Origin of the sequence: Paractinoplanes maris, from assembly GCF_023544465.1 — a bacterium.
Taxonomy (GTDB): Bacteria; Actinomycetota; Actinomycetes; order Mycobacteriales; family Micromonosporaceae; genus Actinoplanes; species Actinoplanes maris.
This window is the reverse complement of sequence record NZ_JALPVL010000002.1, coordinates 283,382-299,385: the sequence shown is the minus strand read 5'-3', so window position 1 is coordinate 299,385 and position 16,004 is coordinate 283,382. Positions and strand designations below refer to the sequence as shown.

General features: G+C 71.4%; 16 protein-coding genes. 12 read left to right on the top strand and 4 right to left on the bottom strand.

What is annotated here, in order from left to right:
* Positions 1–121 precede the first annotated feature (121 nt).
* From NAG42_RS06340 to NAG42_RS06330, 3 genes are all read left to right on the top strand, one after another.
* Positions 122–427 carry a metal-sensitive transcriptional regulator gene (locus NAG42_RS06340; protein ID WP_250028722.1) on the top strand — a complete coding sequence of 102 codons (306 nt, stop codon included), beginning with the start codon at positions 122–124 and terminating at the stop codon, positions 425–427.
* Positions 428–520: 93 nt separating this feature from the next.
* A complete protein-coding gene (locus NAG42_RS06335; protein WP_250028720.1) occupies positions 521–733 on the top strand; it encodes a heavy-metal-associated domain-containing protein in 213 nt (70 codons plus the stop codon).
* Positions 726–1,835: a DUF8832 domain-containing protein gene (locus NAG42_RS06330; RefSeq protein ID WP_250028719.1), complete on the top strand. Its 1,110-nt coding sequence runs from the start codon at positions 726–728 to the stop codon at positions 1,833–1,835. The genes NAG42_RS06335 and NAG42_RS06330 overlap by 8 nt, the downstream gene beginning before the upstream one ends.
* A 48-nt stretch (positions 1,836–1,883) precedes the next feature.
* Here NAG42_RS06330 and NAG42_RS06325 read toward each other — a convergent pair whose 3' ends face one another.
* On the bottom strand, positions 1,884–3,026 hold the full coding sequence (locus NAG42_RS06325; RefSeq protein WP_250028718.1) for a class I SAM-dependent methyltransferase: 1,143 nt from the start codon (positions 3,024–3,026) through the stop codon (positions 1,884–1,886).
* 133 nt (positions 3,027–3,159) lie between these two features.
* On the opposite strand from NAG42_RS06325, the gene NAG42_RS06320 reads away from it, so the two are divergent.
* Both NAG42_RS06320 and NAG42_RS06315 read left to right on the top strand, forming a co-directional pair.
* Complete coding sequence (locus tag NAG42_RS06320; RefSeq protein ID WP_250028717.1) at positions 3,160–3,819, top strand: biliverdin-producing heme oxygenase; 660 nt, start codon at positions 3,160–3,162, stop codon at positions 3,817–3,819.
* A gap of 27 nt (positions 3,820–3,846) precedes the next feature.
* On the top strand, positions 3,847–4,146 hold the full coding sequence (locus NAG42_RS06315) for a DUF2470 domain-containing protein (RefSeq protein ID WP_250028716.1): 300 nt from the start codon (positions 3,847–3,849) through the stop codon (positions 4,144–4,146).
* Between the two features lie 54 nt (positions 4,147–4,200).
* Here NAG42_RS06315 and NAG42_RS06310 read toward each other — a convergent pair whose 3' ends face one another.
* The 3 genes from NAG42_RS06310 to NAG42_RS06300 form a co-directional block, all read right to left on the bottom strand.
* Entirely contained in the window at positions 4,201–6,126 is a 1,926-nt protein-coding gene (locus NAG42_RS06310) for a DEAD/DEAH box helicase (protein ID WP_250028715.1), read from the bottom strand.
* A 259-nt stretch (positions 6,127–6,385) separates the two neighbouring features.
* On the bottom strand, positions 6,386–6,610 hold the full coding sequence (locus NAG42_RS06305) for a DUF3107 domain-containing protein (protein ID WP_221376931.1): 225 nt from the start codon (positions 6,608–6,610) through the stop codon (positions 6,386–6,388).
* Positions 6,611–6,646: 36 nt separating this feature from the next.
* Positions 6,647–7,306, bottom strand: a complete 660-nt coding sequence (locus NAG42_RS06300; protein WP_250028713.1) for a TetR/AcrR family transcriptional regulator — start codon at positions 7,304–7,306, stop codon at positions 6,647–6,649.
* Positions 7,307–7,699: 393 nt separating this feature from the next.
* Here NAG42_RS06300 and NAG42_RS06295 point away from each other — a divergent pair, with 393 nt between their 5' ends.
* The 7 genes from NAG42_RS06295 to NAG42_RS06265 all read left to right on the top strand — a co-directional run bounded on the left by NAG42_RS06295 (position 7,700) and on the right by NAG42_RS06265 (position 15,813).
* Positions 7,700–9,982, top strand: a complete 2,283-nt coding sequence (locus NAG42_RS06295; protein ID WP_250028712.1) for a Daple — start codon at positions 7,700–7,702, stop codon at positions 9,980–9,982.
* Positions 9,979–10,941: an alpha/beta hydrolase gene (locus NAG42_RS06290; protein ID WP_250028711.1), complete on the top strand. Its 963-nt coding sequence runs from the start codon at positions 9,979–9,981 to the stop codon at positions 10,939–10,941. Before NAG42_RS06295 ends, NAG42_RS06290 begins: the two co-directional genes overlap by 4 nt.
* Before the next feature lie 84 nt (positions 10,942–11,025).
* The gene (locus NAG42_RS06285) at positions 11,026–11,904 is read left to right on the top strand and encodes a DUF3152 domain-containing protein (RefSeq protein ID WP_250028710.1); all 879 of its coding nucleotides are present in this window, start codon (positions 11,026–11,028) and stop codon (positions 11,902–11,904) included.
* A gap of 117 nt (positions 11,905–12,021) precedes the next feature.
* Positions 12,022–13,203 carry an adenylyltransferase/sulfurtransferase MoeZ gene (gene moeZ, locus NAG42_RS06280; RefSeq protein ID WP_250028709.1) on the top strand — a complete coding sequence of 394 codons (1,182 nt, stop codon included), beginning with the start codon at positions 12,022–12,024 and terminating at the stop codon, positions 13,201–13,203.
* A gap of 135 nt (positions 13,204–13,338) precedes the next feature.
* Positions 13,339–14,145, top strand: a complete 807-nt coding sequence (locus NAG42_RS06275; protein WP_250028708.1) for a prenyltransferase/squalene oxidase repeat-containing protein — start codon at positions 13,339–13,341, stop codon at positions 14,143–14,145.
* A gap of 266 nt (positions 14,146–14,411) precedes the next feature.
* Positions 14,412–14,924, top strand: coding sequence for a hypothetical protein (locus NAG42_RS06270; protein ID WP_250028707.1), 513 nt, complete (start codon positions 14,412–14,414; stop codon positions 14,922–14,924).
* A gap of 70 nt (positions 14,925–14,994) precedes the next feature.
* Positions 14,995–15,813, top strand: a complete 819-nt coding sequence (locus NAG42_RS06265; protein WP_250028706.1) for a hypothetical protein — start codon at positions 14,995–14,997, stop codon at positions 15,811–15,813.
* Positions 15,814–16,004 lie beyond the last annotated feature (191 nt).

Sequence of the window (16,004 nt, the reverse complement as noted above, 5' to 3'; positions counted from 1 at the left end):
CGGCGAGCCGGTGGCGTGCGGTCGGGCGGCGCCTGCGCAGCGCCGTGCACGTCGACATGCGCTGGCTCGGGATGGTGTGGGGGCGAGCGGGATGGATACGGGGAGGGGGTATGCTGGCGTCATGTCCGATGAAGTGACGCCGCAGCATGGTCCGCATGGGTATTCAGGGGACAAGGCTGCCCTGCTCGGGCGTCTCCGGCGCATCGAGGGGCAGATCCGTGGGCTCCAGCGGATGGTTGATGAGGACACTTACTGCATCGACGTCCTGACCCAGATCTCGGCGGCCAAGAGTGCTCTGCAGGCGGTGGCGGTCGGCCTGCTCGAGGATCACTTGGCGCACTGCGTCGTCGACGCGGCTCGTGCCGGGGATCCGACCGCCAAGGTGAAAGAGGCGTCGGACGCGATCGCCCGGCTCGTCCGCTCCTGACCGGGCTCCGCTTCTGCGCCGGGGCTCGGTTGTCCGGCGCGATGAGCGAGTGAAGTGCCCGTCCGTGTGACCCGTTCTGAAAGGCTTTCTGCCATGGCTGTGACCAATACCTACACCGTGACCGGCATGACCTGCGGGCACTGCGTGCAAGCGGTGACCGGGGAGCTGACCGCTCTGCCGGGCGTGGGCGACGTGCAGGTTGATCTCGCCTCCGGTGCGGTCACCGTGACCAGCGAGGCCCCGCTCAGCGATGACGCGGTGCGCGCGGCGGTGGACGAGGCCGGCTACGAGCTCGCGAATGCCTGACGCCGCCGCCAGCGACGACCACGTCCGCCACCCCGGTGCCGAGGCGTCACAGTCCGACGCGCGGCCCCAGCAGCAAGCGGCGGCGGCAAAGCCCGCGGACGGCCAGCCTCCGAGCGGAGGTGCGCCGACCAACTCTGCGGACGGTGGGGCTGAGACTCCGGTGGGGGACCGGGCCGGGTTTCGGCTGGCGGCTTTCGGCGCGGTGCTGATCGTCGTGCTGTTCGCGGGGTATGGGCTCGGGCGGCTGAACAACTCGACGGCCTCAGCCTCGGCGCCGCCCCCGGCCGGTACGCAGACCGGGTCGTCCATGCCGGGTATGGCCATGGACGAGAACCAGCCGCATACGCACAACTCCGACGGCACTGCCACTCAGCCCGGCGCGGCCATGCCGATGGGTGCCGCCGTCGGTGGTCTGTCACTCAGCTCGGCTGGTCTCACCCTGGTGCCCGAGACGACGACCTTCGTGGCGGGCAAGCCGCAGCGGCTCAGCTTCCGGGTTGCCGGGGCGGGTGGGGCGCCGGTCACGACGTACGCGACCGTGCACGACAAGCCTCTGCACCTGATCGTCGTCCGGCGCGACCTGACCGGTTTTCAGCATCTGCACCCGACCATGGCGACCGACGGCACCTGGGGGATCGACCTCACGCTGGCCGAACCGGGCATCTATCGGATGATCGCCGACTTCACCGCCGTCGTCGGTGGGCAGCAGACCGCGACCACGCTCGGCGGCGACCTGACTGTGGCGGGCGACTACGCACCGCAGGCGCTGCCCGCGCCGGGGCGCAGCGACAGCCCGGACGGCTTCGCGGTGACCTATGAGGGCACGCCCGGCACGCAGGCCACCCAGCCGCTGCTGATGACCGTGACCGGTGCCGGCGGGCGGATCGCCAAGCTCGACCCTTATCTCGGCGCGTTCGGCCACCTGGTCGTCATGCGGGAGGGTGACCTGGCCTACGTGCACGTCCACCCCGAGGCGACGCTGGTCGACGGCAAGGTCAAGTTCTGGCTGACCGCGCCGAGCAGCGGCAGCTACCGCATGTTCTTCGACTTCCAGGTGGCCGGCCAGGTCCACACCGCGGCCTGGACTCTCAAGGTCGACTGAGGGCGCGCCGGCAAATAGCGAGCGGACGCAAAGGCAACCCGCGAGCGGTCAGCGGAGCATTTTCTCCAGGGCCGGGGTCACGCCCCACTCCGAGGTCAAGGACTCGTACTCGGCTTGTTGGGCCTCGGTGGGTGGGGTCGAGGTACGGCGGGCCCGCAGCAGCAGGTTGCGCGGGGTGTGGGCCGAGTCGATGAACTCGACGACCTCGACCTTGTAGCCGTTCAGCCGCAGCAGCGCGGCCCGCAGCGAGTCGGTCAGCACGTCGGCGAAGCGCTCCCGCATGATGGCGTGCCGGGTCAGCTCGCCGAACGGGGCCGGCGCGGGACGCCCCTTGAGCTGGGCCGCGATGTCGTGGTGGCAGCACGGCGCGGCCAGCGTCCACTGCGCCCGCCACTCCACGGCCCGGGCCAGCGCCTGGTCGGTGGCGGTGTCGCAGGCGTGCAGCGCGAGCACCAGGTCGGGCTCGAACGGCAGCGACACCTCCTCGATCGTGCCCGCCACAAAGGTCACGTCGTCGGCGCAGCCGAGCCGCTCGGCCACCGCTGTGTTCCGTACGCGCTGGTCCTCCCGCACATCGACCCCCACCACCTGGACCGACACGCCCCGCCCAGCCAGGTAGCGGTAGGCCGCGAACGTCAGGTAAGCGTTTCCGCAGCCCAGGTCGACCACGCGCAGCGGTGACGGCAGCTCCGACGGCAGGGTGGCCGCCAGCGCCCGCAGGAAGGCGTCGATCTGGCGCCGCTTGGCCGCGTTGCCGCCGATCACCTCGAACAGCGGATCACCCGGGTCGAGCAGCCACTGCTTCTGCCGATCGTGCCCGTCCGTCGCCGGCGCCGGGGTGGGCGCGGCGGCCGCCCGGTGCACCTGCGCTTCACCCTTCTTGGTGACTCGCAGTTGCAGGGTGACCGTGTCGGTGGAAACGTGCCAGTTCCCGAAGGGCTCGGCCAGCAACTCGTCGATCGCCGCCGACGCCTCGGCGCCGGGCGCTACGTTACGAGTGAACGGTCGCGAGCCGTCGTCCGTCACGATCTGCAGTCGCGGGCCACCTTTGAGCGTCACCGGCCGGACCTCGGCCCTGGTCACCGAAGGAGTGAACCCGCGGCGGCGGCCGGCCGCGACGGCACGGGTCAACCCGGGCGCGAGCAGCAGTTCCCGGACCTCGGTCAGGGCGTCGTCGAGCATTTGTGGCATGTCTCCATTCTGCCGCGCGTTGTTCGGAAACCCGCACGGCGTAGGATCCCGCCGCGCACGGGCCGTGAGGTGCCTTCGGTGCCATGTGGATCTTTAGATAGGCTGATGGGCTGGGAAGTGGGGTGCCTTGCCGATGTCATTGATGACCGATCCGCCGGGGGCTGCCCGGCTTTCCGTTCGTGTGCGCCGTAACACAGTCGGTGCGCACGACGCGGCCCAGCGCAGCGGCTTCCTCGACGCGCTCGCGGCCGGCCGCCTGCCCTGGGAGGCATATGCGGATCTGACCGCGCAGCACTGGTTCATCTACGAGGCACTCGAGTCGGCCGCCACCACGATGGCCGACGACCCGGTGGTCGGCACGTTCCTGTTCCCTGAGCTGCGCCGGTTGCCGTCCCTCGAGGCCGACCTTCAGTTCCTGTACGGGCCGAGGTGGGCCGACCGCCTCTTCGCGCTACCGGCCACCACCGTCTATTGCACGCGCCTACGCGACGTGGCCCACCGTGCCGCCACCGGTTTTGTCGCCCACCAATACACGCGCTACATCGGCGACCTCTCCGGCGGCCAATACCTCGGCCCCGCCATCGCCCAGTCCTACGGCCTGCCCGGCGCCGACGGCCACCGTTTCTTCGTGTTCGCCGGGGTCGACCCGTCGGCCTTCAAGAGCCACTACCGCGCCCTGCTCGACGCGGCGCCCTGGACCCTCGCCGAGCAGGACGAGTTCATCGCCGAGGTCACCGGCGCCTACCGCCTGAACATCGCCGTGCTCGACGAGCTCCAGAGCCGCTGGGGCTGAATCCGTCCCGCCAGGAGGGCCGCACCCGTGACCGACCCGTTTCCGCCCGAGGTCGTCGACCAGATCGCCCGGCACATGAACGACGACCACGCCGACGACAATGTCCTCATCGTGCGCGCGCTCGGCGGCATGCCGGCGGCGACCGCGGCCCGGGTGTCCGGCCTGGACGCCGACGCGATGGAGTTCAAGGCGGTGGTCGACGGCATCGAGGTGCCGGTGAGCGTGCCCTTCTCGGAACGGCTCACCGAGCGCCGCCAGGTGCGGGCCGAGGCCGTCCGCATGTATCGCGACGCCTGCGCGGCCCTGGGCATCGAGCCCAGCCACTAGAACGGTAAAAAGCCCCTCGGTCGTCGAGGACCAAGGGGCTTTCCCGTACGGAGGTCAGGCGGTCGTGCCGACGCCGGCTTCCGAGCCACCGCTCATGTCGGCGGGCGCCGAATCCGAAGCCGCTGCACCCGAAGCCGCTGCACTCGAAGCCACAGCACTCGAAGCCACAGCATCCGGAGCCGCTGAATCCGGAGCCACCGAATCCGACGACGCGGCTGACTCGGAGCCGGAACCGGAGCCGCGGTTGCCGCGTCCACCCCGGCGCCGCCGGCGGCGAGGAGCCGTCGGGTCGGAGTCGTCGGAGGACTCGGTCGACTCGGGCGCGTCGGAGGACTCGGCGGAGTCACCGGCCTCGGAGAACTCGGGCGTGGCGACACGACGACGGGACCGCGTCCGCGTGGCACCAGCCGGTCGCTCGCCCTCGGCCCCATCGGTCTCGGCCGGAGCGTCGGCGACGGTGGTCTCGGCGCCGGCCACGGCGTCCTCGTCGACCCGGCGCCGGCGCCGCTGGCGCTTGGGCCGCTCGGCCGATCCCTCGTCACTCGACGACGAACCCGAGTCGGGGCCCGACCCCGATCCGCCGGACGTGCTCGGGGCGGAGCCGCTCCGGGTCCGGCCGCCGCGTCCCCGAGGGCCGGTCTCCCGGCGGCCCCGGCGCCCACCACCGAGGTCTTCCTCGATCTCGGCGGACAGGCCGACCCGGCTCCGGTCAGCGGTCGGCAGCGTGCTCGACACGTCGGTGGGGATGTCCAGGTCGCTGTAGAGCGCCGGGCTCGTGTGGTAGGTCTCCGGGGGCTGCGGCATGCTCAGCCCCATCGACTTGTCGATGAGGACCCAGCGGGGCATGTCCTCCCAGTCGACGAAGGTCACCGCGACGCCGGTCGCGCCCGCCCGGCCGGTGCGGCCGATGCGGTGCGTGTAGGTCTCGGGGTCCTCCGGGCAGTCGTAGTTGATCACGTGTGTGACGCCGGAGACGTCCAGGCCACGGGCCGCGACGTCGGTCGCGACGAGCACGTCGATCTTGCCGCTGCGGAACGCGCGCAGGGCCCGCTCGCGGGCGCCCTGGTTGAGGTCGCCGTGCACCGCCGCCACCGCGAAGCCGCGGAAGTCGAGATCCTCGGCCAGCCGGTCGGCGGCCCGCTTGGTGCGGGTGAAGATCATGGTGAGACCGCGTCCGCGGGCTTGCAGTATGCGGGCCACCATCTCGACCTTGTTGAGCGGGTGGGTGCGGTAGACGACCTGCTTGGTCAGCGGCGACGGGCCACTGTCGGCGGTGTGGCCGGCGTGGATGGTCACCGGGTGACGCAGGAAGCGGCGCGACAGGGCGACGATCGGGTCGGGCATGGTCGCCGAGAACAGCATGGTCTGCCGCTCGGCCGGAATCATCGCCAGGATCTTCTCGACGTCCTCGAGGAAACCCAGGTCGAGCATGCGGTCGGCCTCGTCGAGCACGAGCGTCCGGACCGTGTCCAGCTTGAGCTGCTTCTGCTTGGCCAGGTCGAGCAGACGGCCGGGCGTGCCGACCAGGATCTCGACGCCCTTCTTGAGCACGTCGACCTGCGGCTCGTAGGCCACGCCGCCATAGATCGGCAGGACCCGGATGCCGCGGGTGCTGCCGGCCGCGGCGAGGTCGCGGGCCACCTGGAGGCCCAGCTCGCGGGTGGGGACGACGATGAGCGCCTGCGGACGGCCGTCGGCTCCCTCGGAAGGGGCGGTGACGCGCTCGAGCATGGGCAGACCGAAGCCGAGGGTCTTGCCCGTGCCGGTCGGCGCCTGGCCGATCAGGTCGGTGCCGCGCATGGCGATCGGAAGGGCGTACTCCTGGATCGCGAAGGCGTGCGTGATCCCGGCCTTGGCCAGCGCTTCCACGGTCTCGGCGCGGACACCCAGCTCAGCAAAGGTGGGGCTGTCCGGGCGGACCGGCGCGCGGTTCGTCACTGGTACGAGTGCGGGTTCGGTGATCTCGATGTTGTCGGTCATGAAGTTTTACGGGTGCCTCTCGTGGTGCGCCCGTCGGAAGTCTGGGGCGCGGTGTGGATAGGGCGCGGGCCACACGCTCACAGGAGAAAAGCGGGCCGCACGCGCGGGTTGCCGCGGCGATCGGTAGAGATCGACGTCGACGGCAACGCGACTAGTCTACCCGACTGGGCGATCGTGCACCTCAGAGCGGACTTCCAGCCGGAAAGCACGCGGAGGGCGCCCCCGGGTGGGGACGCCCTCCGCGACTGCGGGAACTAACTCAGCGGGTGGTGAACCCGAACGGACGCGGGTTGGAGTCGGCGATCTCCACGTAGGCCACCTTGGCGATCGGGATGATCACCTTGCGACCCTTTTCGTCTGTGAGCGACAGCACGCTGTCCTTGGCCATCGCCTCGGTCACGGCCTGCTCAACCTCCGCCGGGGTCTGAGCGCTCTCGAGCACCAGCTCACGCGGCGTGTGCTGCACGCCGATCTTGACCTCCACGGGGCCCTCCTTTTCGCTGTCTTACCGCGTGCCAGGCTATCCGATTTCGGCCGTGGTGCCGCCTGATGCGCCGCCCTGGAGGGGGAAGCTCGCTATTCCCCGCCAGATAAGCGCAGCTACGAGCGCTTCGGCTTCAGCTTTAGGCGTACGCCGTCCGCTCGCGAGCCAGAACTGGGCCGACTGTCCGGCCGCCCCGACGAGGCCCGAAGCGAGCAGCCGAGCCGAGTCGCCGGCCAGGTTGGTGTCCGAGATGATGGTGTCGGTCACGGCGGCGATGCAGCCCTGCTCGACGCGTTCGACCCGCTGGCGCACCTGCGGGTCGTTGCGCAGGTCGCTCTCGAAGACGAGCCGGAACGCCTCGCTCTCGTGATCCATGAAGTCGAAATACGCCCGGACGGCGCCCTTGACCCGCTCCTTGTTGTCGGCGGTGGCCAGCATGGCGTCGCGAACCTTGGCGATTATCGCGTCGCAATGCGTGTCGAGCAGCGCCAGGTAAAGCTCCAGCTTGCCGGGGAAGTGCTGGTAGAGCACGGGCTTGGAGACCCCCGCCCGTTCGGCGATGTCATCCATCGCCGCGGCGTGGTAGCCGTGCGCCACGAAGATCTGCTGAGCCGCCGCCAGCAGTTGCTTACGGCGTGCGGAGCGCGGCAGACGGGTGGGACGGGCCGTCTGAGCTCCGCCGGACGCAGCGGTCATGTCTCTCGTACCTCCAGGGGTGGGACCCCGTTCGCCGGCGCGGATTGCCCGGATCGGCGCGTGATGCTGTCGATGGGCAATTGTCGCGCCGCTGCAACTTATCGCCACTGCAAGCACACGGTAGCCTCAGCGGGGGCGAGCGAGGAGCACGCGGTGGATGAATCAGGGCATTCCGGAGACGCCGGAGCCGCAGACAGCGGCAACGGCGCCGATTCGCGTGAGCGCACTCGGGTGAACGGCTGGGCGACATCAGATAGTCCCTGGTCCTACACGGGCTCCGCCGTCGAGACCGACGACGAGGTGCCGGCCTGGCGTCGTCCGGGCACCGAAACGCGCTCATTCCCGCGTAATCCGGCATTTCCGTCCTCGGCCCTGCCGGTTTCCGCCCTGCCCGTGTCGGCGCAGCCCTCGTCGAGCATTCCGGCGCCCGCCCCGGCCCCGGCCCCGCCCGGTTTCGTCGATGCCCAGAAATCCGATGCCCGGAAAAGTGGCGAGATTCCCCCGTCCGGGGAGTCCCCGGCCAGTGGCTCCCGCTGGGACAGGTCCCGGTTCTCCGAGTTGCTGAGCCCGCTCACGTCGTCGAAGGGCGCGCCCACCCCGCCCGAGCCCGGCACCGGCAGCGGAAATCTGACCCCGGGCCGCCCCGCCGCGCCGCGGGCCTACGACGTCCCGACGCCCAGCAGCGCCCCGCCTTATCCGTACGAGGGTGACCTCGACGACGCGCCCCCGCCCCCACCGCCGGCCACCCAGCAGCGGGCCGCCGTGCCGCTGGTGCGCCCGGCCACGCCCGGCGGCCGCCGCGCCGACTGGGGCACGGCCGAGCACAGCACCACCGAGCCGCCCCGCCACGCGCTGAGCGGGGGCACGCCGATCCAGGGCGTGCCACGGGTGGCCTCCGACGAGTCCGGGCCCACCCGCCCGGCGTACGACCCGTCCAGCTTTCCCCGGCGCTTGTCCTACGAGCCGCCCGCTCCCTATGAGACGCCGACGCCGTTCGAGCCGCTGAAGAGCTACGCGACGCCCACGCCACCCACGCCACCGACCCCTTACTCGGGTTTCGGCGAGACCACCGCGCGCCTCGAGGCCCCGGGGGAGCCGAACCCTCGTGGCCTGCCCCAACGGGTTCCCGCCCAGCCCGATGTGCCCAAGGGCGTGCCCGAGCCGCCGCTCGTCGAGGCCACCGCGGAGACCCCCGCCCTCGCCCGGATCGCCACCCATCTGCGCCGCGGCGACGTGTTGCCCGCGCAGGAACGCGAGGAAGGATTCGACGTGCAGGCGATCCTGGCGGCGGTCCGCGAGGTCGAGGGAGTGCGTGACGCGTCGCTGCGCCAGACCCCGACCGGTGCGCACAGCTTGCGGCTGGATCTGGCCGAGGGCGCCGACCCGGCCGAGGTGAGCCGCCGGGTGGCCCGCCTGCTGCAGGACCGGATGGGCCTCGACGCCGCCATGCCCGGCGAGCCCCTGGCCGGGCCCGCGCCGGCCCCGGCCGTGCCCGCACAGCCCACCCGGGCCACCCCGCTCGCCCCGCCGCCGCTCGCCCAGTCACCACTTGCCCAGCCACCCCTTGCCCCTTCGTCACTTGCCCCTTCGCCACTCGCCCAGTCACCGCTTGCCCCGGCACCGCTCGCCGAGGCTCCGGCTTCGCCCGCGGCCCCGATCTCCCCGCCGCCCCTTACGCCCCGGGCTCGCTCGGCCGAGCCGGCTTCGACCTCCACACCCGCGGTGGCAGTGCCGCCGGCTGCGTCCGTCGATCGCTTCGCCCCGTCGCGGGAGCGAGTGGAAGAGCGCGTCAACCGCGAGGCCGCCGAACGTGAGTCCCGGGAGCGGGAGACCCGGGACCGCGAGGCCCAGGAGCGGGAAACCCGGGAGCGCGAGGCCCTCCAGCGGGAAACCCGGGAGCGCGAGTCCCGGGAGCGCGAGTCCCGGGAGCGCGAGACCCGCCAGCGGGAAACCCAGGAGCGCGAAGCGAGGGAACGCCGGAGCCGGGAGCTCGAGGCGCGTGAGCGTGAGAGCCGCGAGCGCGAGGCCCGCGACCTGCGGGCCGCCCGCGAGCTGGAGGCACGACTTCGCCAGGCCAACGAGCGCGAGGCCCGCGAGGAGGAAGCGCGGGTGCGCGAGGTTAAGGAGCGCGAGTCCCGGGAACGGGAAGCGCGCGACCGGCACGCCGCCGCGGCCCGGCTCGTCCCCGAGGTCGAGGAGGCGACCGAGGTCGTCCCGACCGGTGTCGAGTGCGGACAACCGCGGCCGCTCTACCCCGGCGAGCACCCCGGCCCCCGCATCGTCATCGAGAACGTGCACGTCAACACGTTCGGGTCGGACGCCACCGTCGAGGTCCGCCTCGCCGTCGGCACCCGCACGGCGTCCGGTGTGGCCAGCGGTCCCGCCGTCGACGGCTACCTGCTCCGCCTGTGCGCGATGGCGACGGCCGGCGCGGTCGACGAGCTGCTCGCCGACTCGGAGCACCCCGACGGCCCGGCCCGGTGCTTCGTCGAGCACGCGGCCGCGGTGCCGTTCGGCGCGTCGCAGGTCGCCGTGGTCGTGCTGCTGCTGTCCTGCGGCGGCTGGGTCGAGCAGCTGGCCGGCTCGGCTGTGGTGACCAGTGACGACCGGCATGCGATGGTCCGGGCCACGCTGGCCGCGGTCAACCGCCGTCTTGAGGCACTCTTGTCTCGATGAGAGGCGCGATCCTGGCCCCCGACAGCTCACTGCTGCCGGAGGGCGAAGCACCGGTTCCCTGGCCCGCCCGCCGAGTCACCGTCGGTGGGTCGATGCTGCATGTCCGCGACACCCCGGCGACGCGTTCCGACGCGGAGCCGGCGCTCTACGTCCACGGGCTCGGCGGGTCGTCGCAGAACTTCACCGATTTCGCCGGCCTGCTCGCCGACCGGTTCGACGCCCAGGCCGTCGATCTGCCGGGCTTCGGCTACAGCGACCCGAGTCCGCGCTACTCGATCGCGTCGTTCGCGGGCACGATGATCAGCTATCTGGAGCACGACCGGCGCGGGCCGGTCCACCTCGTCGGCAATTCGCTGGGCGGCTCGATCGCGGTGCGCGTGGCCGGCCTCCGGCCCGACCTGGTGCGCACGCTGACCCTGATCTCCCCGGCCATGCCGTTCCTCGACCCCCGGCGTACGGCTCAGGCCCGCGCCCTGCCGCTGCTGGCCCTGCCGCGGGCTGACCGGCTGCTCGGGTGGGCGTTCTCGCGCCTGACCGCCGAGGAGATGGCCGAGCAGGTGCTGGCCGCCTGTTTCGGGGACACCAGCAAGGTCTCGCCGCAGCGCCGGGCCGAGGCGATGGAGGAGATCCGGCTCCGCTACACCGTGGAGCACTACCCCAAGGCCTATCTCGGCACCCTGCGCGGCCTGGTGTCGAGCTTCCTGCGGGCCTACCTGCCGGGGGCCAACTCGCAGTGGCGGCTGGCCGCCCGGGTGCAGGCGCCCACAGTGGTGGTCGGTGGTCTCAACGACAAGCTGGTCGACCCGCGGGTGCCGGTGCAGGTGGCGCGGGCGATCCCGGACTCGCGCCTGCTGATCCTGCCCGGTGTCGGCCATGTCGCCCAGATGGAGGTACCGCGGCTGGTCGCCCGGGCCGTGGTGGGTCTGCTCGACGAGATCCGTTCCCCGGTCGGGGGATAATTCGGCGATTTCCGGCGCGACGTGGATCTCACAAGATCTGCCAGGGCCGGACAGCGTTGAGCGGGGTATGCGACGCTGGCGGCGATGATCGACGAAGCCGTGGCGCCCCCTGCCATCCGTCCGCCGTCCGGGCGTGACCGGTGGCGGAAGTGGTGGCTGATCGCGTTCGCCCTGGCCGTCCTGATCGCCGGGGGCTTCACGGTGGCCCGGCGGATGGAGCCGGGCGCGGCGCCGGTGGTGATCCCGTCGTCCGGCCCCTCGATCGCGCCGTCGGCGGCCGCGCCGGTAACGACCGCGCCCTCGCCCTCGGCGGCACCGTCGAGGACCCCGGCTCGGACCACCCTGGCCGCAAGCACGCTGCAGCTGCCCGGCGCCGTTCCGGCTCGTGGTTCGGGCCGATTCGCGTACGCCGGGGGGCGCAGCCCGGTCTTCGGCGGCAAGGGGCAGCTGCGCCGTTTCCGGGTGGCCGTCGAGAAGGGCAGCAACGAGGACACCGCCGCCTTCGCCCAGCAGGTCGCCGCCACGCTCGGGGATGCGCGCAGCTGGACCGGCGGTGGCCAGTTGCGCCTGCAGCGGGTGGGTGGCGCGGATCCGGCCGACTTCACGGTCTTCCTCGCGACCCGGGACACCGCCGGCCGGATGTGCCTCAACGGCGGCACGAACATCCGGGTCGGCGGACGCCCGTACACGTCCTGCCGGACCAACGGGAAGGCGATCATCAACCTCGACCGGTGGCGGCTCTCGGCCCCGCCGTACGTGCGGGCCAAGGTTCCCCTCTCCATCTATCGGCAATATGTGATCAACCACGAGGTCGGTCACGAGCTGGGGCATCATCACCAGGGGTGCCCCCGGGCGGGCGGGCCGGCCCCGGTCATGGTGCAGCAGACGCTCACGCTGCGCGGTTGCCAGGCGTACGCGTGGCCTCGCCTGAAAGGGAAGGCGCTCACCGGTCCGTCGCTGTGAACGCCCGGGAAAATTCCCGTGTCCCGCATGTCGGGCCGGTGGGCATCGTCATGGCAGATCACGCCTGTCGCGAGTGACAATGGTGGGCGTTCCTTACCGTCAACCCGGGGAGTTAACGTGGCACTGCCCCCGCTCGTCGAGCCGGCCGCAGAGCTTTCGATCGATGAGATCCGCCGTTACTCGCGGCACCTGATCATCCCGGATGTCGGGATGGACGGACAGAAGCGGCTGAAGAACGCCAAGGTCCTGGTCGTCGGCGCGGGTGGCCTCGGCTCGCCGGCGCTCCTCTACCTGGCCGCTGCCGGCGTCGGCACGCTCGGCATCGTCGACTTCGACACCGTCGACGAGTCCAACCTCCAGCGCCAGATCATCCACGGCGTCTCCGACATCGGGCGGCCCAAGGCCGAGTCCGCCGCGGCGAGCATCCGCGAGGTCAACCCGCTGGTCAACGTGGTCATCCACAACACCGCGCTCGATGTCGACAACGTCAAGGAGATCTTCAGCCAGTACGACCTGATCGTCGACGGCACCGACAACTTCGCGACGCGTTACATGGTCAACGACGCCGCGGTGCTGCTCGGCAAGCCGTACGTCTGGGGTTCGATCTATCGCTTCGACGGCCAGGCCTCGGTCTTCTGGGAGGAGCACGGTCCCTGCTACCGCTGCCTCTACCCCGAGCCGCCGCCGCCCGGCATGGTCCCGAGCTGCGCCGAGGGTGGCGTCCTCGGCGTGCTGTGCGCGTCGATCGGCTCGATTCAGGTCAACGAGGCGATCAAGCTGCTGACCGGCATCGGTGAGCCGCTGGTGGGCCGGCTGATGGTCTACGACGCCCTCGAGATGGAGTATCGCAAGATCAAGGTTCGCAAGGACCCGGCTTGCGCCCTCTGCGGCGACAACCCGACCGTCACCGACCTGCTCGAGGACTACGAGGACTTCTGCGGCGCCGTCTCGCCCGAGGCCGAGGAGGCCACGCTCGACGCGACCATCACGGCCCGCGAGCTCAAGGACTGGCAGGACTCCGGCAAGGATCTGTTCCTGGTCGACGTCCGCGAGCCGGCCGAGTGGGAGATCAACCGGATTCCCGGCGCGACCCTCATCCCCAAGGGCGAGATCCTCTCCGGCGAGGCGCTGGCGCGCTTCCCGCAGGACCGTCAGATCGTGCTGCACTGCAAGTCGGGGGTGCGCTCGGCCGAGGCGCTGGCGGCTCTCAAGGCGGCCGGTTTCAAGGACGCCGTGCACGTCCAGGGCGGCATCGTCTCGTGGGTCAACACTGTCGACCCGTCGCAGCCGTCGTACTGATCCGTAACCGTTCAATCACGCTGGGGAGTCGCACCGGTGACTCCCCAGCGTGATTGTCGGATAACGGAAGGGACCTATGGGGCATAGGTCGGGACGACACAGCAAAATGCGGAGCGGGGTTGTAGCGTCACCGGGGTGGTAGACATCGACGCTGCTATCGGCTACGTCGTCGCGCACGGCGATCCGGTCGAGCGGGCCCGTCTTTCGTATCTGCGGACCGGCCAGCGTCCCGATCCTCACGTGATCGCCCGGATCGTCGAGGGCCAGACCGACGCCGGTGGCTGGCCGGCCTCGACCGACGGTGCGGTCAGCTCGATCGACGCCACCTGCTTCCGCCTCAACGAGCTCGACGACCTGGGTGGCCTGCACGGCGAGCCGGTCGATCGGGCCCTGGCCTGGCTGGCCAGTGTGCAGCGGCAGGACGGCACCTGGCAGGAGGCCGAGGAGCTCGCCGCCGAGGCGCCGGCCTGGGCGATGCCCGGCGACCCCGAGGCCACCCTCTACCTCACCTCGGTGGCCGGTTTCTGGATGACCCTGGCCGAGTTCGAGGCCCACCCCCACTTCGACGTCCCGGCGCGGCACGCCCGCACGCTCGGCGCCGCCGCGACCTGGGTGGTTCATCAGATCCAGCCCGACGGCACCTGGCCGTCCTTCCTCGCGGCCGGCTGGCACGCCGCCGGTCTGCTCTACGGCCAGCAGTATTTCTACGAGTCGGCGCGGGTGCAGCTGGTGCTCGGCGACCGGCTGCCCGACATGGCTCCGGCCGACATCGCCTCGATGGCGGCCGCTCTGCGCCGGGTCAACCTGGGCGACGACTGGCTGCTGCAGAGTGCGCGCAAGCGACTCGGCGAGACTCAGCGCTCCGACGGCGGCTGGGACAGCGCCGAGGGCCCGATCTTCGACGTGAACACGACGCTGACCGTGCTCCGCGGCTGCCGCTGACCATCACCGGCAGTTACTGCGTCAAGGGCTGCAACCGTTTTGCACCTGTAAACAGCCGTTCGGATACGCTTTGGCTACCTGGCTGACGTCACTCTCGGTAACAAAGGTGGTAGAGGGCGGGGCCACAGCCAGGGCACAGTGATGGCCAGGCCCGACAACGGGCCGGGGCGAGACGAAGATCCGCTGGGCGATGAGGATGGTCGCCACAGTCCGGCGGGGAGTCAGTGGCGAAACCGGCGCCTTCCTACTTTGCCAGGAGCGCCATCATGCGTAAGTCCGTCAAGCGTGCCATCGTCCTCGTCTCCGCCCTCGCCGTGACCGGCGTCGCCAGTGCCGCCTGGGCGTCGTGGCTGGCCAACGGCTCAGGCAACGCCTACGCCGAGGCCGGCACGGCCAAGGAGCTGGTGATCAGCGAGGCCCGCACCACCGCCACGCTCTACCCCGGGGCGACCGGCGACGCCACCATCAGGATCGAGAACCCGAACGCGTACCCGGTGCGGGTCGACAAAATCAAGTGGACGCCCTCCGACGGCGTCCAGGCCGCGCACGTCAAGCCCGGCTCGACCTGCAACAACACCGGTGTCTACTTCGGTGACTTCAGCAACGGCCCGGTCGGCACCGACGGCCTGCTCTCCGGCCTGGAGCTCGACCTCGCCGCCGGCCAGATCACGACGTTCACGCTGCCCCACGCGGTCCACATGATCAACAACTCGGAGGACGGCTGCCAGGGCGCCGTCTTCAGCATCAAGGTGAAGGCCACCGGCACCAGCAACGCCTGAGCCGGGACGGCCGGGCGCGGCGGTGCCGCGTCCGGCCCCCAGGCCTCCATCGCCGGTTGAAGAAGGTGCCATGAGACTGCCGCGTTCCTTGTACGCCGTCACGAGTGCCGGTCTGGCCGCCGCCACCTTGTGGGCGAGTCCCCTGGCGGCGCTGGCGGCCTGGGACACGGGTGCCGCCGATGCGGTGGCCGGAGCCCGGGCCGGTGAACTGCCCGCCGCTTCCGCCCCGATCGTGAAAGCGCACGGCGTGTCGGTCACGGTCAACTGGCCCGCGATGACTCTGCCCGCCGGCGTCGTCGTGCGCGGCTACCGCGTCTTCCGCACCGACGCGACAACGCGCGAGACGGTCGGCGCGCGCGGTGGCTGCTCAGGCGTCCTGACCCGCACCCGATGCGTCGAGGTCGGCGTTTCCCAGGGCCTTTGGGCGTACGGGGTGGAGGCGCTCGTCGGCGATGCCTGGCGCTCGGCCCCGGGTGTCGCCGCCCCGCTGACCATCGGCCGGCCGGACCCCATCACCGCACCGACCACTCCGGCCCCGACCACTCCAGCTCCCGGCACTCCACCGCCGACCACACCCGCACCGACGGCGTCGACTACTCCCGCGCCGAGTGCTCCGGCGCCGGACGCACCCAAACCACCAGCGTCCACCCCGGCGCCGACGTCGTCTCCGTCCGGCCCGGCGCCGACGTCGACCCCGGTCGGGCCGGCGCCAACCGTGAGCCCGGCACCGTCCGCCAAGCCCACCAAGGCGCCGGCCCCATCCGCCAAGCCGACTCCCTCAGCCGACCGGGCCGCGTCGGAGAAGCCCGCCGTGTCGGCCCAGCCCGCCGCTTCAGCCCGGCCCGCGCCCTCGGCCAAGCCCGATACCTCGGCCGAACCCGCTGCCTAGATCAGGCTGCTGCCTGGGCCAAGCCTGCCGTCCTGGGCCGAGCCTCCCCGTGCCGAGCTTGCCGTCCCAGGCCGAGCCTCCCCGTGCCGAGCTTGCCGTCCCAGGCCGAGCCTCCGGTGCCGAGTTGCCGTCCCGGGCCGAGCCTCCCGTGCAGAGCTTGCCGTCCCGTGCAGAGCTTGCCGTCGCGGGCC

What these genes read in the sequence shown, in the direction of transcription:
- NAG42_RS06340 (WP_250028722.1), top strand. Translation starts at nt 122, where the DNA reads ATGTCCGATGAAGTGACGCCGCAGCATGGTCCGCATGGGTATTCAGGG.
- NAG42_RS06335 (WP_250028720.1), top strand. Translation starts at nt 521, where the DNA reads ATGGCTGTGACCAATACCTACACCGTGACCGGCATGACCTGCGGGCAC.
- NAG42_RS06330 (WP_250028719.1), top strand. Translation starts at nt 726, where the DNA reads ATGCCTGACGCCGCCGCCAGCGACGACCACGTCCGCCACCCCGGTGCC.
- NAG42_RS06325 (WP_250028718.1), bottom strand. Translation starts at nt 3,026, where the DNA reads ATGCCACAAATGCTCGACGACGCCCTGACCGAGGTCCGGGAACTGCTG.
- NAG42_RS06320 (WP_250028717.1), top strand. Translation starts at nt 3,160, where the DNA reads ATGTCATTGATGACCGATCCGCCGGGGGCTGCCCGGCTTTCCGTTCGT.
- NAG42_RS06310 (WP_250028715.1), bottom strand. Translation starts at nt 6,126, where the DNA reads ATGACCGACAACATCGAGATCACCGAACCCGCACTCGTACCAGTGACG.
- NAG42_RS06300 (WP_250028713.1), bottom strand. Translation starts at nt 7,306, where the DNA reads ATGACCGCTGCGTCCGGCGGAGCTCAGACGGCCCGTCCCACCCGTCTG.
- NAG42_RS06290 (WP_250028711.1), top strand. Translation starts at nt 9,979, where the DNA reads ATGAGAGGCGCGATCCTGGCCCCCGACAGCTCACTGCTGCCGGAGGGC.
- NAG42_RS06285 (WP_250028710.1), top strand. Translation starts at nt 11,026, where the DNA reads ATGATCGACGAAGCCGTGGCGCCCCCTGCCATCCGTCCGCCGTCCGGG.
- NAG42_RS06270 (WP_250028707.1), top strand. Translation starts at nt 14,412, where the DNA reads ATGCGTAAGTCCGTCAAGCGTGCCATCGTCCTCGTCTCCGCCCTCGCC.
- NAG42_RS06265 (WP_250028706.1), top strand. Translation starts at nt 14,995, where the DNA reads ATGAGACTGCCGCGTTCCTTGTACGCCGTCACGAGTGCCGGTCTGGCC.